19 protein-coding genes and 1 pseudogene are annotated in these 18,008 nt (G+C 68.2%); 13 read left to right on the top strand and 7 right to left on the bottom strand.

Translation table 11 applies throughout. The features are described from left to right. Positions 1-39: 39 nt before the first annotated feature. Complete coding sequence (locus Q8M82_RS03050; RefSeq protein ID WP_305689906.1) at positions 40-768, bottom strand: cobalamin B12-binding domain-containing protein; 729 nt, start codon at positions 766-768, stop codon at positions 40-42. Between the two features lie 629 nt (positions 769-1,397). Between Q8M82_RS03050 and bchF the strand changes: the two genes are divergently transcribed. The 13 genes and pseudogenes from bchF (at position 1,398) to hemA (ending at position 13,540) form a co-directional block, all read left to right on the top strand. After that, positions 1,398-1,916 (top strand): 2-vinyl bacteriochlorophyllide hydratase, encoded by a 519-nt coding sequence (gene bchF, locus Q8M82_RS03055; protein ID WP_305689907.1) that lies wholly within the window; start codon positions 1,398-1,400, stop codon positions 1,914-1,916. Further along, positions 1,913-3,202, top strand: coding sequence for a ferredoxin:protochlorophyllide reductase (ATP-dependent) subunit N (locus Q8M82_RS03060; RefSeq protein WP_305689908.1), 1,290 nt, complete (start codon positions 1,913-1,915; stop codon positions 3,200-3,202). Before bchF ends, Q8M82_RS03060 begins: the two co-directional genes overlap by 4 nt. Before the next feature lie 50 nt (positions 3,203-3,252). Next, positions 3,253-4,824 carry a ferredoxin:protochlorophyllide reductase (ATP-dependent) subunit B gene (gene bchB, locus Q8M82_RS03065; protein WP_371126217.1) on the top strand — a complete coding sequence of 524 codons (1,572 nt, stop codon included), beginning with the start codon at positions 3,253-3,255 and terminating at the stop codon, positions 4,822-4,824. Between the two features lie 279 nt (positions 4,825-5,103). Then, positions 5,104-5,934 carry a ferredoxin:protochlorophyllide reductase (ATP-dependent) iron-sulfur ATP-binding protein gene (gene bchL / locus Q8M82_RS03070; protein ID WP_305689925.1) on the top strand — a complete coding sequence of 277 codons (831 nt, stop codon included), beginning with the start codon at positions 5,104-5,106 and terminating at the stop codon, positions 5,932-5,934. Then, positions 5,934-6,635: a magnesium protoporphyrin IX methyltransferase gene (gene bchM, locus Q8M82_RS03075; RefSeq protein WP_305689910.1), complete on the top strand. Its 702-nt coding sequence runs from the start codon at positions 5,934-5,936 to the stop codon at positions 6,633-6,635. Before bchL ends, bchM begins: the two co-directional genes overlap by 1 nt. Then, positions 6,632-8,065, top strand: coding sequence for a BCD family MFS transporter (locus tag Q8M82_RS03080; protein ID WP_305689911.1), 1,434 nt, complete (start codon positions 6,632-6,634; stop codon positions 8,063-8,065). The genes bchM and Q8M82_RS03080 overlap by 4 nt, the downstream gene beginning before the upstream one ends. A 39-nt stretch (positions 8,066-8,104) precedes the next feature. Then, complete coding sequence (gene puhA, locus Q8M82_RS03085) at positions 8,105-8,881, top strand: photosynthetic reaction center subunit H (RefSeq protein WP_371126216.1); 777 nt, start codon at positions 8,105-8,107, stop codon at positions 8,879-8,881. Continuing rightward, entirely contained in the window at positions 8,878-9,543 is a 666-nt protein-coding gene (gene puhB, locus Q8M82_RS03090) for a photosynthetic complex putative assembly protein PuhB (protein ID WP_305689912.1), read from the top strand. The genes puhA and puhB overlap by 4 nt, the downstream gene beginning before the upstream one ends. 13 nt (positions 9,544-9,556) lie before the next feature. Then, positions 9,557-10,030 carry a photosynthetic complex assembly protein PuhC gene (gene puhC, locus Q8M82_RS03095; protein ID WP_305689913.1) on the top strand — a complete coding sequence of 158 codons (474 nt, stop codon included), beginning with the start codon at positions 9,557-9,559 and terminating at the stop codon, positions 10,028-10,030. Beyond that, positions 10,027-10,347 (top strand): hypothetical protein, encoded by a 321-nt coding sequence (locus Q8M82_RS03100; protein WP_305689914.1) that lies wholly within the window; start codon positions 10,027-10,029, stop codon positions 10,345-10,347. The genes puhC and Q8M82_RS03100 overlap by 4 nt, the downstream gene beginning before the upstream one ends. Before the next feature lie 26 nt (positions 10,348-10,373). After that, a pseudogene (gene acsF / locus Q8M82_RS03105) lies at positions 10,374-11,423 on the top strand (magnesium-protoporphyrin IX monomethyl ester (oxidative) cyclase). Positions 11,424-11,435: 12 nt separating this feature from the next. Then, the gene (puhE, locus tag Q8M82_RS03110) at positions 11,436-12,299 is read left to right on the top strand and encodes a putative photosynthetic complex assembly protein PuhE (protein WP_305689915.1); all 864 of its coding nucleotides are present in this window, start codon (positions 11,436-11,438) and stop codon (positions 12,297-12,299) included. 29 nt (positions 12,300-12,328) lie between these two features. Then, positions 12,329-13,540, top strand: a complete 1,212-nt coding sequence (hemA, locus tag Q8M82_RS03115; protein WP_305689916.1) for a 5-aminolevulinate synthase — start codon at positions 12,329-12,331, stop codon at positions 13,538-13,540. A 207-nt stretch (positions 13,541-13,747) separates the two neighbouring features. Here the strand turns inward: hemA and pufM are convergent, their stop codons facing one another. From pufM to bchZ, 6 genes are all read right to left on the bottom strand, one after another. Continuing rightward, a complete protein-coding gene (gene pufM, locus Q8M82_RS03120) occupies positions 13,748-14,716 on the bottom strand; it encodes a photosynthetic reaction center subunit M (protein WP_305689917.1) in 969 nt (322 codons plus the stop codon). A gap of 72 nt (positions 14,717-14,788) precedes the next feature. After that, a complete protein-coding gene (gene pufL, locus Q8M82_RS03125) occupies positions 14,789-15,613 on the bottom strand; it encodes a photosynthetic reaction center subunit L (RefSeq protein ID WP_305689918.1) in 825 nt (274 codons plus the stop codon). 127 nt (positions 15,614-15,740) lie between these two features. Continuing rightward, positions 15,741-15,941, bottom strand: coding sequence for a light-harvesting antenna LH1, alpha subunit (gene pufA / locus Q8M82_RS03130; RefSeq protein WP_305689919.1), 201 nt, complete (start codon positions 15,939-15,941; stop codon positions 15,741-15,743). 15 nt (positions 15,942-15,956) lie between these two features. Continuing rightward, positions 15,957-16,175 (bottom strand): light-harvesting antenna LH1, beta subunit, encoded by a 219-nt coding sequence (gene pufB, locus Q8M82_RS03135; RefSeq protein WP_305689920.1) that lies wholly within the window; start codon positions 16,173-16,175, stop codon positions 15,957-15,959. A gap of 128 nt (positions 16,176-16,303) precedes the next feature. Further along, positions 16,304-16,627, bottom strand: a complete 324-nt coding sequence (locus Q8M82_RS03140) for a hypothetical protein (RefSeq protein ID WP_305689921.1) — start codon at positions 16,625-16,627, stop codon at positions 16,304-16,306. Continuing rightward, positions 16,624-18,008, bottom strand: a 1,385-nt coding sequence (bchZ, locus tag Q8M82_RS03145) for a chlorophyllide a reductase subunit Z (RefSeq protein ID WP_305689922.1), incomplete at its 5' end; no start/stop codon positions are given. The genes Q8M82_RS03140 and bchZ, both read right to left, overlap by 4 nt.

Below are 18,008 nucleotides of genomic sequence, written 5' to 3' on the forward strand. Positions count from 1 at the left end.
GGTCGAACGGCCTTGAGCAGATAAAGGCGTACCCGATCTTCAACAAGAACTCTTTTTCGTCTCGAGCATCCAATCGACACGACTGACGGCTTCCGCTGCGTCGCGCGCCCCGAGATCGGCGCCCAGCGATAACGCCAGCCCCGGATCCATGACGAACAGGTTCCCGCCCAGCATGACCCGGACGGAAGTGTTCAGCGAGGCCGCACGCACCGCCTTGACCACCGAGGCCACGCCGGCGGCGGAAACTTCGCCGCTGGCGGACAATCCCACCAGGTCGAACCATTCGGTCCGGACATGCTCGATCAGGATCGGTTTCGACGGCAGGAACTCGGACTGCACATGCCAGCCGGCCCTTCGGAAGAACTCCTCCACCACCGCGAGCCCGAAGGTGTGCTGCTCACCGGGCACGACCGCCAGCAGGATTCGCCCACGCTCCACGACCGGAGCGGGACTGACCTCGAAGGCCGGCCCATAGACCCGCAACAATTGCTGCAGCCGCGACAGCCCCACGGTAACGTCGACGAAGGTGCAGCGGTCCTGCTCCCAGAGCAGGCCGAGATGGCGCGCCGTCGCCGAGAGAACGCTCGTGATCACGGCCTCCGCGGAGAGGCCTCGGTCACGGAGCCCGTCGAGATGCGCGCGCGCCGCGCTCAGCGGCTGGTGCACGATCATGTCGGCGAATGCCGCGACATCGGCATCCGAGATCGTGACCGGCCCCTCGGCCACCTCGGTCGGCCGTACCACGCCCGGCCCGCGATGCGCGAGCATCAGCCGCGGGATGATCTCCGTCTCGATCGTGCGGGCGAGGTCGGAGCGTAGCCCCGGCTGCTGCCCGACCGCATCGAGAGGGCACCAATTGGCACCGGGAAGATCGGGCAGCCCGATCGTGTCTTCGGCATATGGCTTTCGCGCAGCCAGTAATCCGCGCCCCAAGTCAGGCATGAGGTCACCTCCCTCAGGCAACCGTCCGATCCAGCCAGGAACTCTGATGGTCCTGTTACGTAGTGGCCGCACCGCAGCCGACGGTCTGGAAGGCAGTTCCTTTGACCTATGTCAAAGAGTGAAGCACGACCTCCGCCGCTCCGCAATCGTGAAATTACTATCGATCCAATGAATACGCGCGAGAATTCAGCTGCAAAAACAACAAAGGGACCAGCAAAACCAAGCTGATCGATGTCCCGCACCGCGAGGGCGAGACTACGGCGCCTGAGCGCATCGAGCCACTCACGAAGCGGCGATTGCACCCTAGCGCGCCTCGCTCGCCCGTGTCCAATAGAAATGACATCGACATGCGATAAAGTGTCATGATGAGTTGACACTCGCAGAAGCAGGCGCCAATCTCCCAGCCATCGACGCCGCGGCGATCCGCCAGCGGCGCAGCGGACCGGAGACGTCCGATGCCAGTTCGGGGCAGGAAGCACAGCGCCACACCGCTCTACACGCCCGAGCAGCGGATGCGCCGCAACGCATCGTCCTGGACACTGGTCCAGGGCATCCTCGCCCCCCTGCAGTTCCTCGTCTTCCTGGTCAGCCTGGCGCTCGTGCTGCGCTATCTCGCCACCGGCGCGGGCTATGACGCGGCGAACCTGTCGATCATCCTCAAGACGCTCGTGCTTTACACCATCATGGTGACGGGCGCCCTGTGGGAGCGCGACGTCTTCGGTGTCTATCTCTTCGCGCCCGCCTTCTTCTGGGAGGACGCGGTCAGCTTCATCGTCATCGCGCTGCACACGGCCTATCTCGTCGCCATCGTCACAGGCTGGCTGACGCCAACCGAGCAAATGCTGATCGCGCTGGCCGCCTACGCCACCTATGTCGTCAACGCCGCCCAGTTCCTGCTCAAGCTGCGCGCGGCCCGCCTCCAGGCGGCGGCCGCCCCTGGCGCGCTCGACGACCGGCTGGAGCTCGCGTCATGAACGCGCCGCTCCTCGCCACACCGGTCCCCGCCTCGGGCTGCGACGCCCCGCCGATCCTGCGCGAGCGCGGCCAGCGCGAGGTCTTCTGCGGCCTGACCGGGATCATGTGGCTGCACCGCAAGATCCAGGACGCCTTCTTCCTGATCGTCGGCTCGCGCACCTGCGCGCATCTGATGCAGTCGGCCGCCGGCGTCATGATCTTCGCCGAGCCGCGCTTCGCCACGGCGATCATCGAGGAGAAGGATCTCGCCGGGCTGGCCGACGCCAATGCCGAGCTCGACGCCGTCGTCGAGCGCCTGCTCTCCCGGCGTCCCGAGATCCGGATGCTGTTCCTGGTCGGCTCCTGCCCCTCCGAGGTCATCAAGCTCGACCTGTCGCGCGCGGCGCTGCGGCTCGGCCAGCGCTTCGCGCCGCAGGTCAGGGTGCTCTCCTACTCCGGCAGCGGCATCGAGACGACCTTCACCCAGGGCGAGGACGCCTGCCTGACCGCGCTCGTCCCGACCCTGCCGGCCGCGCCCGCCGGCGCGGAGGCCTCCCTCCTGATCGTCGGCGTGCTGGCCGATGCGGTCGAGGACCAGTTCCGCCGGCTCTTTGCCGCGATGCGCATCACCCGCCTCGCCTTCCTGCCGGCCCGTCGCGCCGCCGAGATGCCGGCCATCGGTCCCAACACCCGCTATCTGCTGGTCCAGCCCTTCCTCGGCGAGACGGCCCGCACGCTGGAAAACCGCGGCGCGACGCGGCTCGCCGCCCCCTTCCCGCTCGGCGCCGAAGGCACCACCGCCTGGCTGCGCGCCGCCGCCGACGCCTTCGGCGTCGCCGACACCGTTTTCGAGGCCGCCATCGCCGCCCCGCGCGAGCGCGCCGACAAGGCGCTGCAGCACTCGCGCCGGGCGTTGCGCGGCCGGCGGATCTTCTTCTTCCCCGACAGCCAGCTCGAGATTCCGATCGCGCGCTTCCTGTCTCGCGAACTCGAGATGGAACTGGTCGAGGTCGGCACGCCCTACCTCCACAAGGAGCACCTCGCGGCGGACCTCGCTTTGCTGCCGGCTGGCGTCCAGCTCAGCGAGGGCCAGGACGTCGACCGTCAGCTCGACCGCTGCCTGGCGGCGGCGCCCGACATCACCGTCTGCGGGCTCGGCCTCGCCAACCCGCTGGAGGCGCGGGGCCTGACGACGAAATGGGCGATCGAGCTCGTCTTCACCCCGATCCAGGGCTTCGAACAGGCCGGCGATCTCGCCGAGCTGTTCGCGCGGCCGCTGAACCGGCGTGCGGCGCTGGAGGTGTAGCAATGCAGCTCACCGTCTGGACCTATGAAGGCCCCCCGCATGTCGGCGCGATGCGGATCGCCACCGCGATGACCGACGTGCATTACGTGCTGCACGCGCCCCAGGGCGACACCTATGCCGACCTGCTCTTCACCATGATCGAGCGGCGCGGCCAGCGCCCGCCCGTGACCTACACCACCTTCCAGGCACGCGATCTCGGCGGCGACACCGCCGATCTGTTCCAGCGCGCCGCTCTCGACGCCTATGAGCGCTTCAGGCCGTCCGCCATGCTGGTCGGCGCCTCCTGCACCGGCGAGCTGATCCAGGACGATCCGGCCGGGCTCGCGCGAGCGCTGGGCCTGCCGATCCCGGTGATTCCGCTCGAGCTGCCCTCCTATCAGCGCAAGGAGAACTGGGGCGCGGCGGAGACCTTCTACCAGCTCGTGCGCAGCCTGGCGGGCCCGCATATGCCGGCGCCGGGCACCGCCCGCCCCGCCCGCGCGCCCGGCGAACCCGCTCGCTGCAACATCCTCGGCGCCACCGCACTCGGCTTCCGCCACCGCGACGATGTCCGCGCCGTCAAGGATCTGCTGGCGCGGCTCGGGGTCGCCGTCAACGTCGTCGCACCCTGGCAGGCCGGCGCCGCCGACATCGCCCGGCTCGGCCAGGCCGATTTCAACATCGTGCTCTATCCCGAGATCGCGGGGCTCGCCGCGCAATGGCTCAAGCGCGCCTTCGGCCAGCCGACCATCGCCACCGTGCCGATCGGCGTCGGCGCCACCCGCGACTTCATCACCGAGGTCACCCGCCTCGCCGGCGTCGACGCCACGGAGGTCCTGGCCGACGAGACCTCGCGCCTGCCCTGGTATTCGCGCTCGGTCGATTCGACCTATCTGACCGCCAAGCGCGTCTTCGTCTTCGGAGACGCCACGCATGCCATCGCGGCGGCCCGCATCGCCAGCGACGAGCTCGGCTTCAAGGTCGTGGGCCTCGGCACCTATTCCCGCGAGCGCGCCCGCGACGTCCGCGAGGCCGCCGCCCGGCTCGGGCTCGAGGCCATGATCACCGACGACTATCTTGAGGTCGAGGCGGCCTGCGCCGAGCTGCAGCCCGAACTCGTCCTCGGCACCCAGATGGAACGCCACATCGCCAAGCGCCTCGGCATCCCCTGCGCGGTGATCTCGGCCCCGGTCCATGTCCAGGATTTCCCGGCGCGCTACTCGCCGCAGATGGGCTTCGAGGGCGCCAACGTCATCTTCGACGCCTGGGTCCATCCGCTGATGATGGGTCTGGAGGAACATCTGCTCGGCATGTTCCGCGACGATTTCGAGTTCAACGACGGCGCCGGTTCCTCGCATCTCGGCCACGGCGCCAAGCCTGTCATTCCGGGGCTTCGCGAAGCGAAGAACCCCGTCGTGGCCTCCGGGTTCGCCCCTGACGGGCCGCCCCGGAATGACAGCGAGAGCACAGACAGGCCGATCGTCCTCAGCTGGGCGCCCGATGCCGAACTCGAACTGAAGAAGATCCCGTTCTTCGTGCGCGGCAAGGCTCGGCGGAACACCGAGAAATTCGCAGGCGAGCGCGGGATCAGCCCGATCACGGTGGAGACACTCTACGATGCCAAAGCCCATTTCGGCCGCTGATTTCGTCCCCACCATGCTGGCGATGGTCATGCTCGACCGCCGCCGCGCCCTGATGGGCGACGGCTGCGACTCTGCTGGCGACAGCCGCGCGGAGAGCGACGCAGCCGGCCCGACGCCTCGACGAGCCGGCAGCCGGCGCCGACGCGACCGGCGCGCCGAATGTGGCAGCGAGGCCTCGCTATGACCGTCCTGTTCCAGCACCCCGGCCTCAAGGCCGACTATCGCAGCAAGACGCCCCCGCCTCCCGGCGAGGACGGCGAAGGCTCGGTCCAGGTCCAGATGGACCAACTGATGGGCTGCGAGAGCGCCAAGGTCTTCGCCGTCTACGGCAAGGGCGGCATCGGCAAGTCGACGACCTCGTCGAACCTCTCGGTCGCCTTTTCGCGGATGGGCAAGCGCGTGCTCCAGATCGGCTGCGACCCCAAGCATGATTCTACCTTCACTTTGACCAAGAAGCTGATGCCGACCGTCATCGATGTGCTCGAGACGGTAAACTTCCATTCCGAAGAGCTGCGCGTCGAGGATTTCTGCTTCGAGGGCTATAACGGCGTGATGTGCATCGAGGCCGGCGGGCCGCCGGCCGGCACCGGCTGCGGCGGCTATGTCGTCGGGCAGACGGTGAAGCTGCTCAAGGAGCACCACCTGCTCGAGGACACCGATGTGGTGATCTTCGACGTGCTCGGCGACGTCGTCTGCGGCGGGTTCGCGGCGCCCCTCCAGCATGCCGAGCGGGCCGTCATCGTCACCGCCAATGATTTCGACTCGATCTTCGCGATGAACCGCATCGTCGCCGCCATCAAGGCGAAGTCGAAGAACTACGAGGTCCGCGTCGGCGGCGTCATCGCCAACCGCTCGGCGGGCACCGACGAGATCGACCGCTTCAACGCCGCCACCGGGCTGAAGCGCCTCGCCCATTTCCCCGATCTCGACGCCATCCGCCGCTCGCGGCTGAAGAAGGCGACGCTGTTCGAGATGGGCGATGCGCCCGAGGTCCTCGCCGTCCAGCGCGAATACATGAATCTCGCCGAGCAGATGTGGGCCGGCGGCCCGGCGCTCGAAGCCCGGCCGATGAAGGATCGCGAGATCTTCGATTTCCTGGGGTACGAGTGATGGCGGACGCCAATTACCTCCAGCGTCGCAGCGAACTGCAGACCTATTTCGACCGCACCGCGGTCGATGCCTGGGCGCGGCTGACCACGGACGCCCCCGTCAGCGGCATCCGCGCCACGGTGCGCGCCGGCCGCGACGCCATGCGCAACAAGCTCCTGGCCTGGTTGCCCCAGGACATCCGCGGCGCCCGCATCCTCGACGCCGGCTGCGGCACCGGCGCGCTGGCCGTCGAATGCGCCCTGCGCGGCGCCCATGTCACCGCCATCGACCTGTCGCCGACGCTGGTCGCGCTGGCGCAGGATCGCAGCCCGCGCAAGCTCTGCGGCGGCTCGATCAATTTCCGCACCGGCGACATGCTCGACCCGGCGCTTGGTCGCTTCGACCATATCGTCGCGATGGACTCGCTGATCCACTACAAGGCCGAAGACATTGTCGGCGCGCTCGCGCGGCTGGCCGAGCGGACCAGCGGCTCCATGCTCGTCACCCATGCGCCGCGCACGCCCGCGCTGACGCTGATGCACTGGGCCGGCCTTGCGTTCCCACGGGCGGACCGCGCACCTGCGATCGAGCCGGTCAGCACCCGCAGGCTCGCCTCGGCCATCGCCGGCGAACGCAGCCTCTCGCCCTGGCGCATCGGCCGCAGCGAGCGCGTGTCGAGCGCCTTCTACAAATCCCAGGCCCTGGAGCTCGTCGCCCGATGAACCCGGTCTCGGCCGCATTCGTGAAGGGTCTGACGCGGATCGGTCCGCGCTGGCTGCCCTTTGCCGATGCGGCCTCGCCGGAGCTTCCCCTCGGCCGGATCCTGCGCCTCTCGCTCTTCCAGGTGTCGGTGGGGATGGCGACCGTCCTGATGGTCGGCACCCTCAACCGGGTCATGATCGTCGAACTCAACGTGCCGGCGACGCTGGTGGCGGCGATGGTCTGCCTGCCCTTCCTCTTCGCACCTTTGCGCGCGCTCATCGGCCACCGTTCCGACATGCACCGCTCGGTGCTGGGCTGGCGCCGTGTGCCCTATATCTGGTTCGGCTCGCTGCTGCAGTTCGGCGGGCTCGCGATCATGCCCTTCGCGCTGCTGGTTCTTTCCGGAGATGGCGTCGGCCCGGTGCTCTACGGCCAGATCGGCGCCGCGCTCGCCTTCCTGCTCGTCGGGGCCGGGCTCCACACCACGCAGACGGCGGGCCTCGCGCTGGCTACCGACCTCGCCACGCCGGCGACACGCGCCCGCGTCGTCGCCCTCCTCTACGTGACGCTGCTGCTGGGCATGGTCGCGAGCGGACTGGTCTTCGCCTGGCTGCTCGCCGATTTCACGCCCCTGCGCCTGATCCAGGTGGTACAGGGCGCCGCCGTCGTCACCATGGTGCTGAACGTCGTCGCGCTCTGGAAGCAGGAGGTCCGCAACCCCTCTCTGACCCGGGCCGATCGCGAGCGGCCACCCTTCGCGGTAACGCTGCGCCGCTTCGTCGCCCGGCCGGGAGCGACGCGCTTCCTCGTCACCGTGGCGCTCGGCACGGCCGCGTTCAACATGCAGGACATCATCCTCGAGCCCTATGGCGCGCAGGTGCTGAAGCTCAGTGTCAGCGGCACCACGGTCCTGACCGCGCTGCTCGCCATCGGCGCGCTCGCCGCCTTCGCGCTGGCGGCGCGCGCCCTGAATGCGGGCTTCGATCCGCACCGGATCGCCGCGCTCGGGCTGGTCTGCGGCCTCGTCGCTTTTCCCAGCGTGATCTTCGCGGGCGCGATCGAGGCGCCCGGCCTGTTCCGCTTCGGCACGGTGCTGATCGGCTTCGGCGGCGGGCTCTTCGCGGTCAGCACGCTGACGATCGCGATGGATCTCGACGACGGCCCGCAGAACGGGTTGGCGGTCGGCATCTGGGGCGCCGTGCAGGCCACTGCGGCCGGGCTCGCCATCGCGCTGGGCGGCGCCATCCGGGACGGCTTCGGCGCGCTCGCGGCCAGCGGCACGCTCGGCCCCGGCTTCTCGGACCCGGCCGCCGCCTACAATGCCGTCTACCACATCGAGGTCGCGCTGCTCTTCGCCACGCTGGTTGCCATCGGCCCGCTGGTGCGCAGCGCCGCCGTCGCGCGACCCGTTTCCTCGACCCGTTTCGGCCTGGCGGAGTTTCCAGGGTGACCGCGACCCGACCGAAGACCCTGCAAGGAGGGCTCTCTGATGCGTGAGATCATGGGATATATCGACGTCGCCCAGGTCACGATCTGGCTGTTCTGGATCTTCTTTGCCGGGCTCGTGGTCTATCTGCGCCGCGAGGACCGGCGCGAAGGCTACCCCCTCGAATCCGACACCCATCCCGGTAAGTTCCTGTCGCCGAGCCTGATCTTCTATCCGGCTCCCAAGACCTTCCGTCTCTCCAACGGCACCTCGGTGCAGGCGCCGACCGGCCGGCCCGACGGACGGGTCCTCGCCGCACGGCCGACCGCGAAGTTCCCCGGCGCGCCGCTGGCGCCGACCGGCACCAACCCCATGCTGGATTCGATCGGTCCCGGTTCCTGGGCCGAACGGGCCGACGCGCCGGAGATGACCTACGACAACCACATCAAGATCCTGCCCGTGCGGGTCGCCACCGGCTACGCCTGCTCGGCCTATGAGGACCCGCGCGGCTACGACGTCATCGGCGCCGACATGAAGGTCGCCGGCAAGGTGGTCGATCTCTGGGTCGACCGCTCGGAGGCCCTGATCCGCTATTTCGAGGTCGCCCTGCCCGGCGGCGGCACCGTGCTGCTGCCCAACACCTTCTCCGACATCAAGCGTGGGGTGAAACCGGGCGTCGGCCGCATCAAGGTCGAGGCGCTGCTCGCGAGCCAGTTCGCCGACGTGCCCGCGATCCGCAAGCCCGATTCCGTCACGAGGCTCGAGGAGGAGAAGATCTGCGCCTATTACGGCGCCGGCACCCTCTACGCGACGCCCCACCGCGCGGAGCCGCTGCTATGAGCCACGACGATTTCGCCTTCGAGCCGATTCCCGGCCTGCCCGCTTGCCCTCCGGAGGGCGAGACCATCCTCTGGCAGGGTGGGCCCGACTGGCGCGGCCTCGCCTGGCGCGCCTTCCATCTGCGCGAGGTCGCCTTCTACTTCGCCGCCCTCGTTGCCGCCCAGCCGGTCCTGGCGCTGATCCAGGGCACGCCGCTCGCCGCCACGCTGCTGCCGATGACCTGGATCGCGCTGGCCGGCAGCGCCGCCTGCGGCGTGCTGGGGACGCTCGCCTGGCTCGCCGCCCGCGGCACCGTCTACACCATCACCAGCCGGCGGCTGGTGATGCGCTTCGGCATCGCCCTGCCGATGACGATCAACCTGCCTTTCACGCTCATAGCCGGGGCCGGCCTCAAGCTGCGTCGCAGCGGCGCGGGCGACATTCCGGTCGCCCTCGTCCCGGGGCAGCGGGTCTCCTACATCGTGATGTGGCCGCATGCGCGGCCCTGGCGCCTGGCGCGGCCGGAGCCGATGCTGCGGGAACTGCCCGAGGCGAAGCGCGCCGCGGACATCCTGGCCCGCGCCCTTTCGGTCCACGCCGGCGCCGTCGTCCCCGCACGCCTGCCGGCTGCGGGCGCCGCGAACGACCAGCGCCTGCCGCAGGGCATGGCGGCGGCGGGTTGAGGAGGCCGGGACGATGAGCGACACCGCCCTTCCCCCGCCAACATCCGCCAGCCTGTCGCCACCGCGCTGGGCGCTGGTCGGCATGGCCCTGCTGGTGGTGGCGACGATCGCCATCGCCGGCCTCGCCCGGCAGACCGGCATCGGCGCCACCGGCATTCCCGACAGCCCGACCGTCGCCCGAGCCGATCTGCGCTTCGAGGACCGGGAGGACGGCTCCGTCCTGGTTCGCGACGGTTCCGGCCGGGTGCTCGAGACGATCGCCGTCGGGGCCGACGGCTTCATCCGCGGCACGATGCGCAGCCTGGCGCGCCAGCGCAAACAGGCCGGCCTGCCGCGGGACCTGCCCTTTCTTCTGGAGCGCCGCGAGAATGGCCGCCTCAGCCTGAGCGATCCCGCGACAGGCGCCCGCATCGAGCTCGACGCCTTCGGCACCGGCAACGCCGCCACCTTCGCGCGCTTCCTGGCTTCTCGGGAGAACCGCTCATGACCGACTTCACTCTGACGGACAGAACCATGGCCGAGCCGAAACAGTTCGATGTCGGCTGCACCATCGAGGTGTCCCACACCTTCGAGAGTCTGCACGCCCATGTGACGCTCGACGGCGACATCAAGATCCGCCCCGGCGACGAGGTCATCGTCCATGGCGAGCCGATCAAGGTTCCCTATGGCGAGGTCCAGACCTTCCGCCGCGTCGCGACCGTCAAGCGCGCCGGCTGGCTCGAGCAGCTCTGGACCAGGATCACCGGCCGCGCCGAATTCATGGAGCTGCTCGAATTCAGCTTCTCGGAAAGGACCAAGCTATGACCGCTGCAACCCTTTCGGCCGGCGCCATGCGCGCGGCCCCCAACGAAGCCACCCGCATGGCCCAGCAGGACACCATGCTGACGCCGCGCTTCTACACCACCGATTTCGAAGAGCTCGACAAGATTGACGTCACGCCCGTCCGCGCCGAATGGGACCTGCTGATCGCCGAGATGAAGAGCGACCCCAACAAGGGTCACTTCACCCGCAACGCCGACTGGAAGCTCGAGCTCGAGAAGATCCCCGAACCCCTGCGCAAAGAGTTCATCGACTTCCTGGTCTCGTCGCTGACGGCGGAGTTTTCCGGCTGCGTGCTCTATGCCGAGATGCGCAAGCGCGGCACCAACCCCGACATCTGCGAGCTGTTCAAATAGATGCGCCGCGACGAGGCCCGCCATGCCGGCTTCATCAACGACGCGCTCAAGGAATTCAGCATCGGCGTCGATCTCGGCTTCCTGACCAAGGCCAAGAAATACACCTTCTTCAAACCGAAGTTCATCTTCTACGCGACCTATCTCTCCGAGAAGATCGGTTATGCCCGCTACATCACCATCTACCGGCACCTCGAGCGTAACCCCGACAAGTGCTTCCACCCGATCTTCAAATGGTTCCGCGAGTGGTGCAACGACGAGTTCCGCCATGGCGAGGCCTTCTCGCTGCTGATGCGGGCGAACCCGCATCTGCTCACAGGCGGCAACAAGCTCTGGGTGCGCTTCTTCCTACTCGCCGTCTACGCGACGATGTATGTGCGCGACCATGTCCGGCCGGAATTCCACAAGGCGCTCGACATCGATCCGACGCAGTATGATTTCGAGGTCTACCGCATCACCTCGGAGATCTCGCGCCAGGTCTTCCCGGTCGTCCTCGACACCGACAATCCGAAGTTCCGCGCCGGGCTCGAGCGGGTCCGCATCCTCGCCGGCAAGATCGCAGAGGCCGCCGAGCAGGGCGGGCTCGCCGCGCAGCTCAGGATGCGCGCCTATCAGGCCCAGGTCGGCTACGTCCTGCTCAAGCTCTATCTGCTGCCGACGATCAAGAACGAGATCCCCCGCACCAGCCGGCTCCAGCCGGCCTATTGAGGAGGCGGCGTCTTGGTCACCTACGGGCTCCCGATCGTCGCGACACTGATCGCCTGGTGGTTCTCCACCGGCGCGATCCTCTATCTCGACGGTCTGCCCCGGGCGACCTTCCGCTGGAGCCTGGCGGGCGCCACGCTCGCTCTGCTCGCCGCCTTCTGGGGCCTGGCCGCCACGGCCGGAGACACTAGCGTCGCCGGCGCCTATCTCGCCGTGTTCTCCGCGCTCGTGGTCTGGGGCTGGAACGAGCTTGCCTTCCTGCTCGGCTATGTCGCCGGCCCGACGCGGGAGCCCTGCGCGCCCGGCCTGCGCGGCTTCGCCCGCTTCAAGGCCGCGACTCGCGCCATCCTGCATCACGAGCTGGCGCTGCTGGCTTCGCTGGCGGTCATCGCCCTCCTCACCGCCGACGGGGCGAACCTGTTCGGCCTCGCCACCTTCGCGCTGCTCTTCGCCATGCGCCTCTCGACCAAGCTCAATATCTATCTCGGCGTGCCCAACACCACGGTCGAGTTCCTGCCCGCGCATCTCGGCTATCTGAAGAGCTATTTCCGCCAGCGGCCGATGAACCTGCTGTTTCCGCTCTCGGTGACCGCCGCGACGCTTCTCAGCGCCTGGCTGGTGCACAGCGTCGTGCGCGCCGACGATCCCTTTGCGATCACGGGCTTCGTCCTGCTGGCGACCTTCGCCGTGCTCGGCCTCGTCGAGCACTGGTTCCTGGTGCTGCCGCTGCCGGTCGCCGAGCTCTGGGCCTGGGGCCTGCGCTCGCGTGACGAGGCCGCCCCTGCCGATCCCGCGCCCGTACGGTCCCCGGCGCCGCTCCCTTCCGCCACCGGCCTCGCGACACCGCGCGCCGTTCCCCCGCCAACCCTCGTCGCATAGCGCGACAGCGCGCTCCCAGGAGGCCGCCGATGGACTACGAGATGTTCTTCCGCAAGGAAATCGACGGGCTCCACAAGGAAGGCCGCTACCGCGTCTTCGCCGATCTGGAGCGCAAGGCCGGGCAGTTTCCCCGCGCCACCTTCCATGGCGCCGATGGCCCGCGCGACGTCACGGTCTGGTGCTCGAACGACTATCTCGGCATGGGGCAGAATCCCGACGTACTCGCCGCGATGCATGGCGCGCTCGACGGCTGCGGCGCCGGCGCCGGCGGCACCCGCAACATCGGCGGCACCAACCATTATCATGTCCTGCTCGAGCGGGAGCTCGCCGATCTCCACGGCAAGGAAGCCGCGCTCCTGTTCAACTCCGGCTACATGTCGAACTGGGCCTCGCTCTCGACCTTCGCGGCGCGCATTCCCGACTGCGTGGTCCTGACCGACGGCCTCAACCACGCCTCGATGATCGAGGGCATCCGCCATTCGCGGGCCGACAAGGTCGTCTTCGCCCATAACGATCCCGACGACCTGCGCCGCAAGCTGCAGGCGATCGACCCGCGCCGGCCGAAGCTGCTCGCCTTCGAATCCGTCTATTCGATGGATGGCGACATCGCCCCGATCGAGGCCTTCTGCGATCTCGCCGACGAGTTCGGCGCCATGACCTATATCGACGAGGTCCATGCGGTCGGCCTCTACGGCCCACGCGGCGGCGGCGTCAGCGAGCGCGAGGGGCTGAGCCATCGGCTGGACGTGATCGAGGGCACGCTTGCCAAGGGCTTCGGCATCATGGGCGGCTACATCACCGGCAGCGCCGCCACCTGCGACTTCATCCGCAGCTTCGCCTCGGGCTTCATCTTCTCGACCTCGCTGCCGCCGGCGCTGGCAGCCGGTGCGCTGGCTTCGGTACGCCACCTCAAGGCGAGCCAGGTCGAGCGCGACGGCCAGCGCGATCGCGTCGCCGCGGTGCGGGCCGGGCTCGATGCGGCCGGCATCCCCCATCTGCCCAACCCCAGCCACATCGTCCCTGTCATGGTCGGCGATCCCGTGCTGTGCAAGCGCATCAGCGACGAGCTGCTCGAGCGCTTCGACATCTATGTCCAGCCGATCAACTACCCGACCGTGCCGCGCGGCACCGAGCGGCTGCGGATCACGCCCTCGCCTCTCCACTCCGACGCCGATATCGTGGCCCTGGTCGGGGCGCTGACAGCGATCTGGCGCCAGGTCGGCCTGCGCCGCGCCGCCTGAGACGCATCCTCTCCGCCGAGATGACGAGGCCGGGCCCAGCGCCCGGCCTTTTTTGTTGATGCTCCCACGCCGATTGGAGCGGTGGCCCGCTTTGCGCCGCGCGCCCGGCCGACGGACCGGCGTGCGCACGGCACACAAAAAAGGGGAGGCCGTCGCCGGCCTCCCAGGGATCGTCCGCTCGGTCGCGGTCGAGGATGGTGCGCTTGCTCAGGGCCGCGTCGGGGGCACCGGCGTGGCCGGCCACATCGTCGGGTCGCTCGGGGCGAATTTGTGCTTGATCGCCCACTCGTACCAGTTGTCGACGGCCGTGCCGGTGAGCAGGATCCCGATGCCGCCGGTCAGCGTGCACAGCACCGCGAACCACCAGGCCCAGCGATGGATCGATTCCATCGTCGCGTTGAAGCCCATCGTCCAGCGCCAGAACAGGGCGGCCCGTTCCGAGGCCGTGCCGCGGTCGACGATCTGCTCGATCTCGCGGTCGCCGCCATAGCGAGAGACCGCCAGGATCGTCGCGCCATGCATCGCGAAAAGCAGCGCCGAGCCGTAGAGGAAGGCGATCGAGAGCGCGTGGAAGGGGTTGTAGAAGAGGTTGCCGTAGCGCAGCGAGAAATTCTGCGTCCAGTCCAGATGCGGGAAGATCCCGAAGGGCACCGCCTCGCTCCAGCTGCCCATCAGCAGCGGCCGGATGAAGCCGAGCACGAGGTAGAGCCAGATCGCCGAGGCGAAGGCCCAGGCCACATGCGTGCCCATGCCGAGCGCCCGGGCCCGGTTATAGGTGCGCACCCACCAGAGCAGGATCGAGGTCGTCAGGAAGAAGCCGGCGAGCAGCCACCAGCCGCCCTCCTTCAGCGGGGGCAGGATGGTCAGCCCATGCTGCGGCAGCGGCGGCGCCAGCTGGAGCCAGAACAGCTCGCGCACGAAGCGGATCGGGTCCCAGTTCACCGAGGCCAGCATGTTCAGCCCGATGATCTCGAAGGCGATGATGCCGCAGACGATCGAGGTCACGCCGGTCCAGCCGAGATAGATCGGGCCGAGCTGGGCATCGCCGATCATCCCGAAGAGATTGACCGTCCGGGTCGCCGTGCCGCGGCGCGTGCCCCGGCTCGGGATCGGGACGCCCATATCCGGCGCGCCATGGATCTGAACCCGGGTGAAGATGTTCTGGTACGTTGCCATCGCCTTGATCCTTGGAGAACCGGGATGAGATTGGTGGCGGCGCGCGGGACGCCGCGCGTCGCGGGGTCGGCGTCAGCGCCAGATCGAGAAATGGCGCGACAGGTCCCACCACTCGGCCCAGCCCTCGCTCCAGTAGGGGCCGCTGATGATGATGCAGACCGCGCTCCAGAAGGAGGCCGACACCGCCAGGAACAGGCCGAGCCGGTGGATGCCGAGCGTGCCGATCGAATAGCCGATCGTGTCGCGGAAGAAGGTGTTCTCGTGCTCGGGCGTCTTCACCGGCTCGCCGCGCTTGGGATTGGTCGCCGAGAGGATCAGGCCGCCATGGAGCGAGAGCGCCAGCGCACTGGTGAAGAAGAACGTCACCGCGATCATATGTGCCGGATTGTAGTGGAACTGGAGATACTGGTAGCCGACGTTCGACACCCATTCGAGATGGCTGAAGATCCCGTACGGAAAGCCATAACCCCAGGCGCCGAGCAGGAACGGCCGGAAGATCACCAGCGTCACATAGGCCAGAATGGCGAAGCCGAAGGCCACGGGCACGTGATAGCCCATGCCGAGCTTGCGGCAGATCTCGACCTCGCGCAGCGCCCAGGACACGAAGGAGCCGGTCGCGCAGATGGTGATGATCTGCCAGAGCCCGCCTTCCTTGAGTGGCGCGAGGCGCAGGCCGTATTCCGGCAGGGGCGGGTTGATCGAGATCAGCCAGGGATTCCAGGTCGGCCCGATCGCCGCACCGTAGAACACCAGCGCCGTGCCCAGCGCCGCGAAGAACACCGTCGCGACGCCGAAGAAGCCGACATAGAAGGGGCCGACCCAGAAGTCGAAGAGATCGCCCCCGATCAGCGTGCCGCCCCTGACGCGGTATTTGCGTTCGAAATTGAGCAAAGCCATCGTCGCATCCCTCCGCGGGCGCCGGCATGCGTGGCCGCGCCTCGTCTGAACGGTTTGGTATCGGCGCGAGCCGATCGGATCGGCGGACGGGACCGGGACGAACCCTGCCCCCCGTCCGCCAGTGTCGTCAGCCGATCCGCGAGATCGTCACATCCGAGGTCGGAGTCTCGATCTGCAGCACGGCGGCAGCCTTCCGCGGGCCTTCGATCCAGTTGAACCTGTTCGTCGAGAGCAGGATGAAATGGATCAGGATGGCGAGCCCGAACAGGAAGGTGAACAGCGCGATCAGCGTGCGACGCGGATCGAACAGCAGCCAGATTTTCCACATGGTTCCGCTCCTTCGTTATGAGATCAGCGAAACGGCGGTGGTCAGGGCCGTCTTCACGCCTTCTTCCAGCGACGCATATCCGTTGGGTCCGGGCAGCCAGGGCCGCCACGACCAAACCAGGAAATGCGCGATCACGGCGATGACCGTGAAGCCGATGAAGCTCGTGATGAAGAAGCCGTGGAATTCCTTGGCTTCCGCTTCGGTCAACCCTGACAGTGAGTCTCTCTCTGTCATGATCTTCTCTCCTTTGGCCTTGCGGCCGTTACCGCACGAAGCCGTGCGGCTGGCTGTCGGGCTTCGACCCCCGGCAGTTCCTCCCGCCCAAACCGGGCGAAAGCGCGTGACCTTCGCTGCTCGGGGCGTCAGCCCATGAACATGAAGGGAATGGTGGCGTTCGCGTTGGCGCGAGCCTGCGCGAATATCGAAAGCCGGTGTCCCCCGGTGGCGGGGCGGATCGCCCGCTGCACCAGCGTGGAGACGAGGAAGAAGGGCATCGACAGGGCTGTCAGCCGCCGGCACATCCGCCGGTCGGATTCCAGGGACTTCGCCCGGCGAACATGGTCCTGCTCCGAGTGGCGCGCCGTGAACTGCATGGTCATGGTCATGGTCTCCCCTTGGAAGGCTGTTCTGGTTGGCGAGGCAGCCGAAGGCCCCTCGCGGCGTCGAGACAGGGCGAGGCTCGTCACGCGAGAGCTCCTTCCCGGCTGGCGATGCTGTCGAGATGGTCGGGCTGGACGCGCTCGGCGCCGTCCCGTCGGGCACGCGCCTCGGCGGCGTCGCGCAGGCGCTTGGCGGCGGAAATCCGCACCAGCACCGGCTGCTTGTCGAGCACCCCGTCGAGCAGGGCCTTGGCCTCGTCCGACCAGGGCAGTTCGCGATGCAGCCGCGCGGGCGTGGCCTCGACGGCGTCCATCTGCGTGCCCAGCGGCAGGATGTGGAAGAGCGCGTCGAACAGCGCGTTGCAGACCTCCTGGACCAGGTAGGTCGCGCCCGCATAGCCCATGAAGGGCGTGCCGGTGTGCCGGCGGATCACCGCGCCGGGGAATGAGGCGGGGATGTAGATCCCGCGCCCGCCGGCTTCCGCCATGTACATGCGCTCGTTGAAGGAGCCGAACAGCACCAGCGGCGGCTTCTCCCTGAGCGAGGCGCGCACTGCGTCGTTGTCGGATTTCTTGCCGGCGCAGCGCGAGGCCGAGAAGGTGCAGGGCAGCCCCATCTCGGTCTCGAGGAAGTGGCGGATGCCGCGCGCATAGGTCTCGTTGGCGACGATGGCGAAGGAGGCCGTGCCGAAGAAATCCTGCGTCACCGAGCGCCAGAGATCCCAGAGCGGCTTGATCGTCGTGTGCTTCTCGCGCTCGATGAAGGGCTCGGGGTCGAGCCCGAGCAGTTCGCCGAGCGAGCGCAGGAAGGCGGTGGTCGAATGCAGCCCGATCGGCGCCTGCAGATAGGGCCGCTCCAGCGCCTCGCAAAGCATGCGGCCATATTCGCGGTAGAGGCAGACATTGACCTCGGCATCGGCCAGCCGCTGCACCTGCGACAGATGCGAGCCGAGCGGGAAGGTCATGTGGACCTCCGCGCCGATGCCTTCGATCAGGCGGCGCACCTCGGCGAGATCGGAGGGCATGTTGAACATGCCATAGGCCGGGCCGATGATGTTGACCTTGGGCTTCGCGCCCTCCTTGCGGGGCTTCGCCTTGGGCACGATGCCACGCTTGGCGCCGTATTCGCCCCAGAGCCAGAACAGCGCGCGGTCGGCGCATTGCCACTGGTCCTCGTCGATCGTGCGCGGCAGGAAGCGCTGGATGTTGGTGCCCTCGGGCGTCACGCCGCCGCCGATCATCTCGGCGATCGAGCCGGTGACGACCACGCTCGGCAGATGCGGATCGAGCGCGGCATTGGCGCGCTTCATCGCGCCTTCCGTGCCGTGCTGGCCGAGTTCCTCTTCGCCGAGACCAGTGACGACGATGGGCAGCTCATGGGGCGGCAAAGCGTCGGTGTAGTGCAGCACCGAGGTCACCGGCAGATTCTCGCAGCCGACCGGGCCGTCGATGACGACCTGCAGGCCCT

Origin of the sequence: Allobosea sp. (assembly GCF_030694325.1) — a bacterium.
GTDB lineage: Bacteria > Pseudomonadota > Alphaproteobacteria > Rhizobiales > Beijerinckiaceae > Allobosea.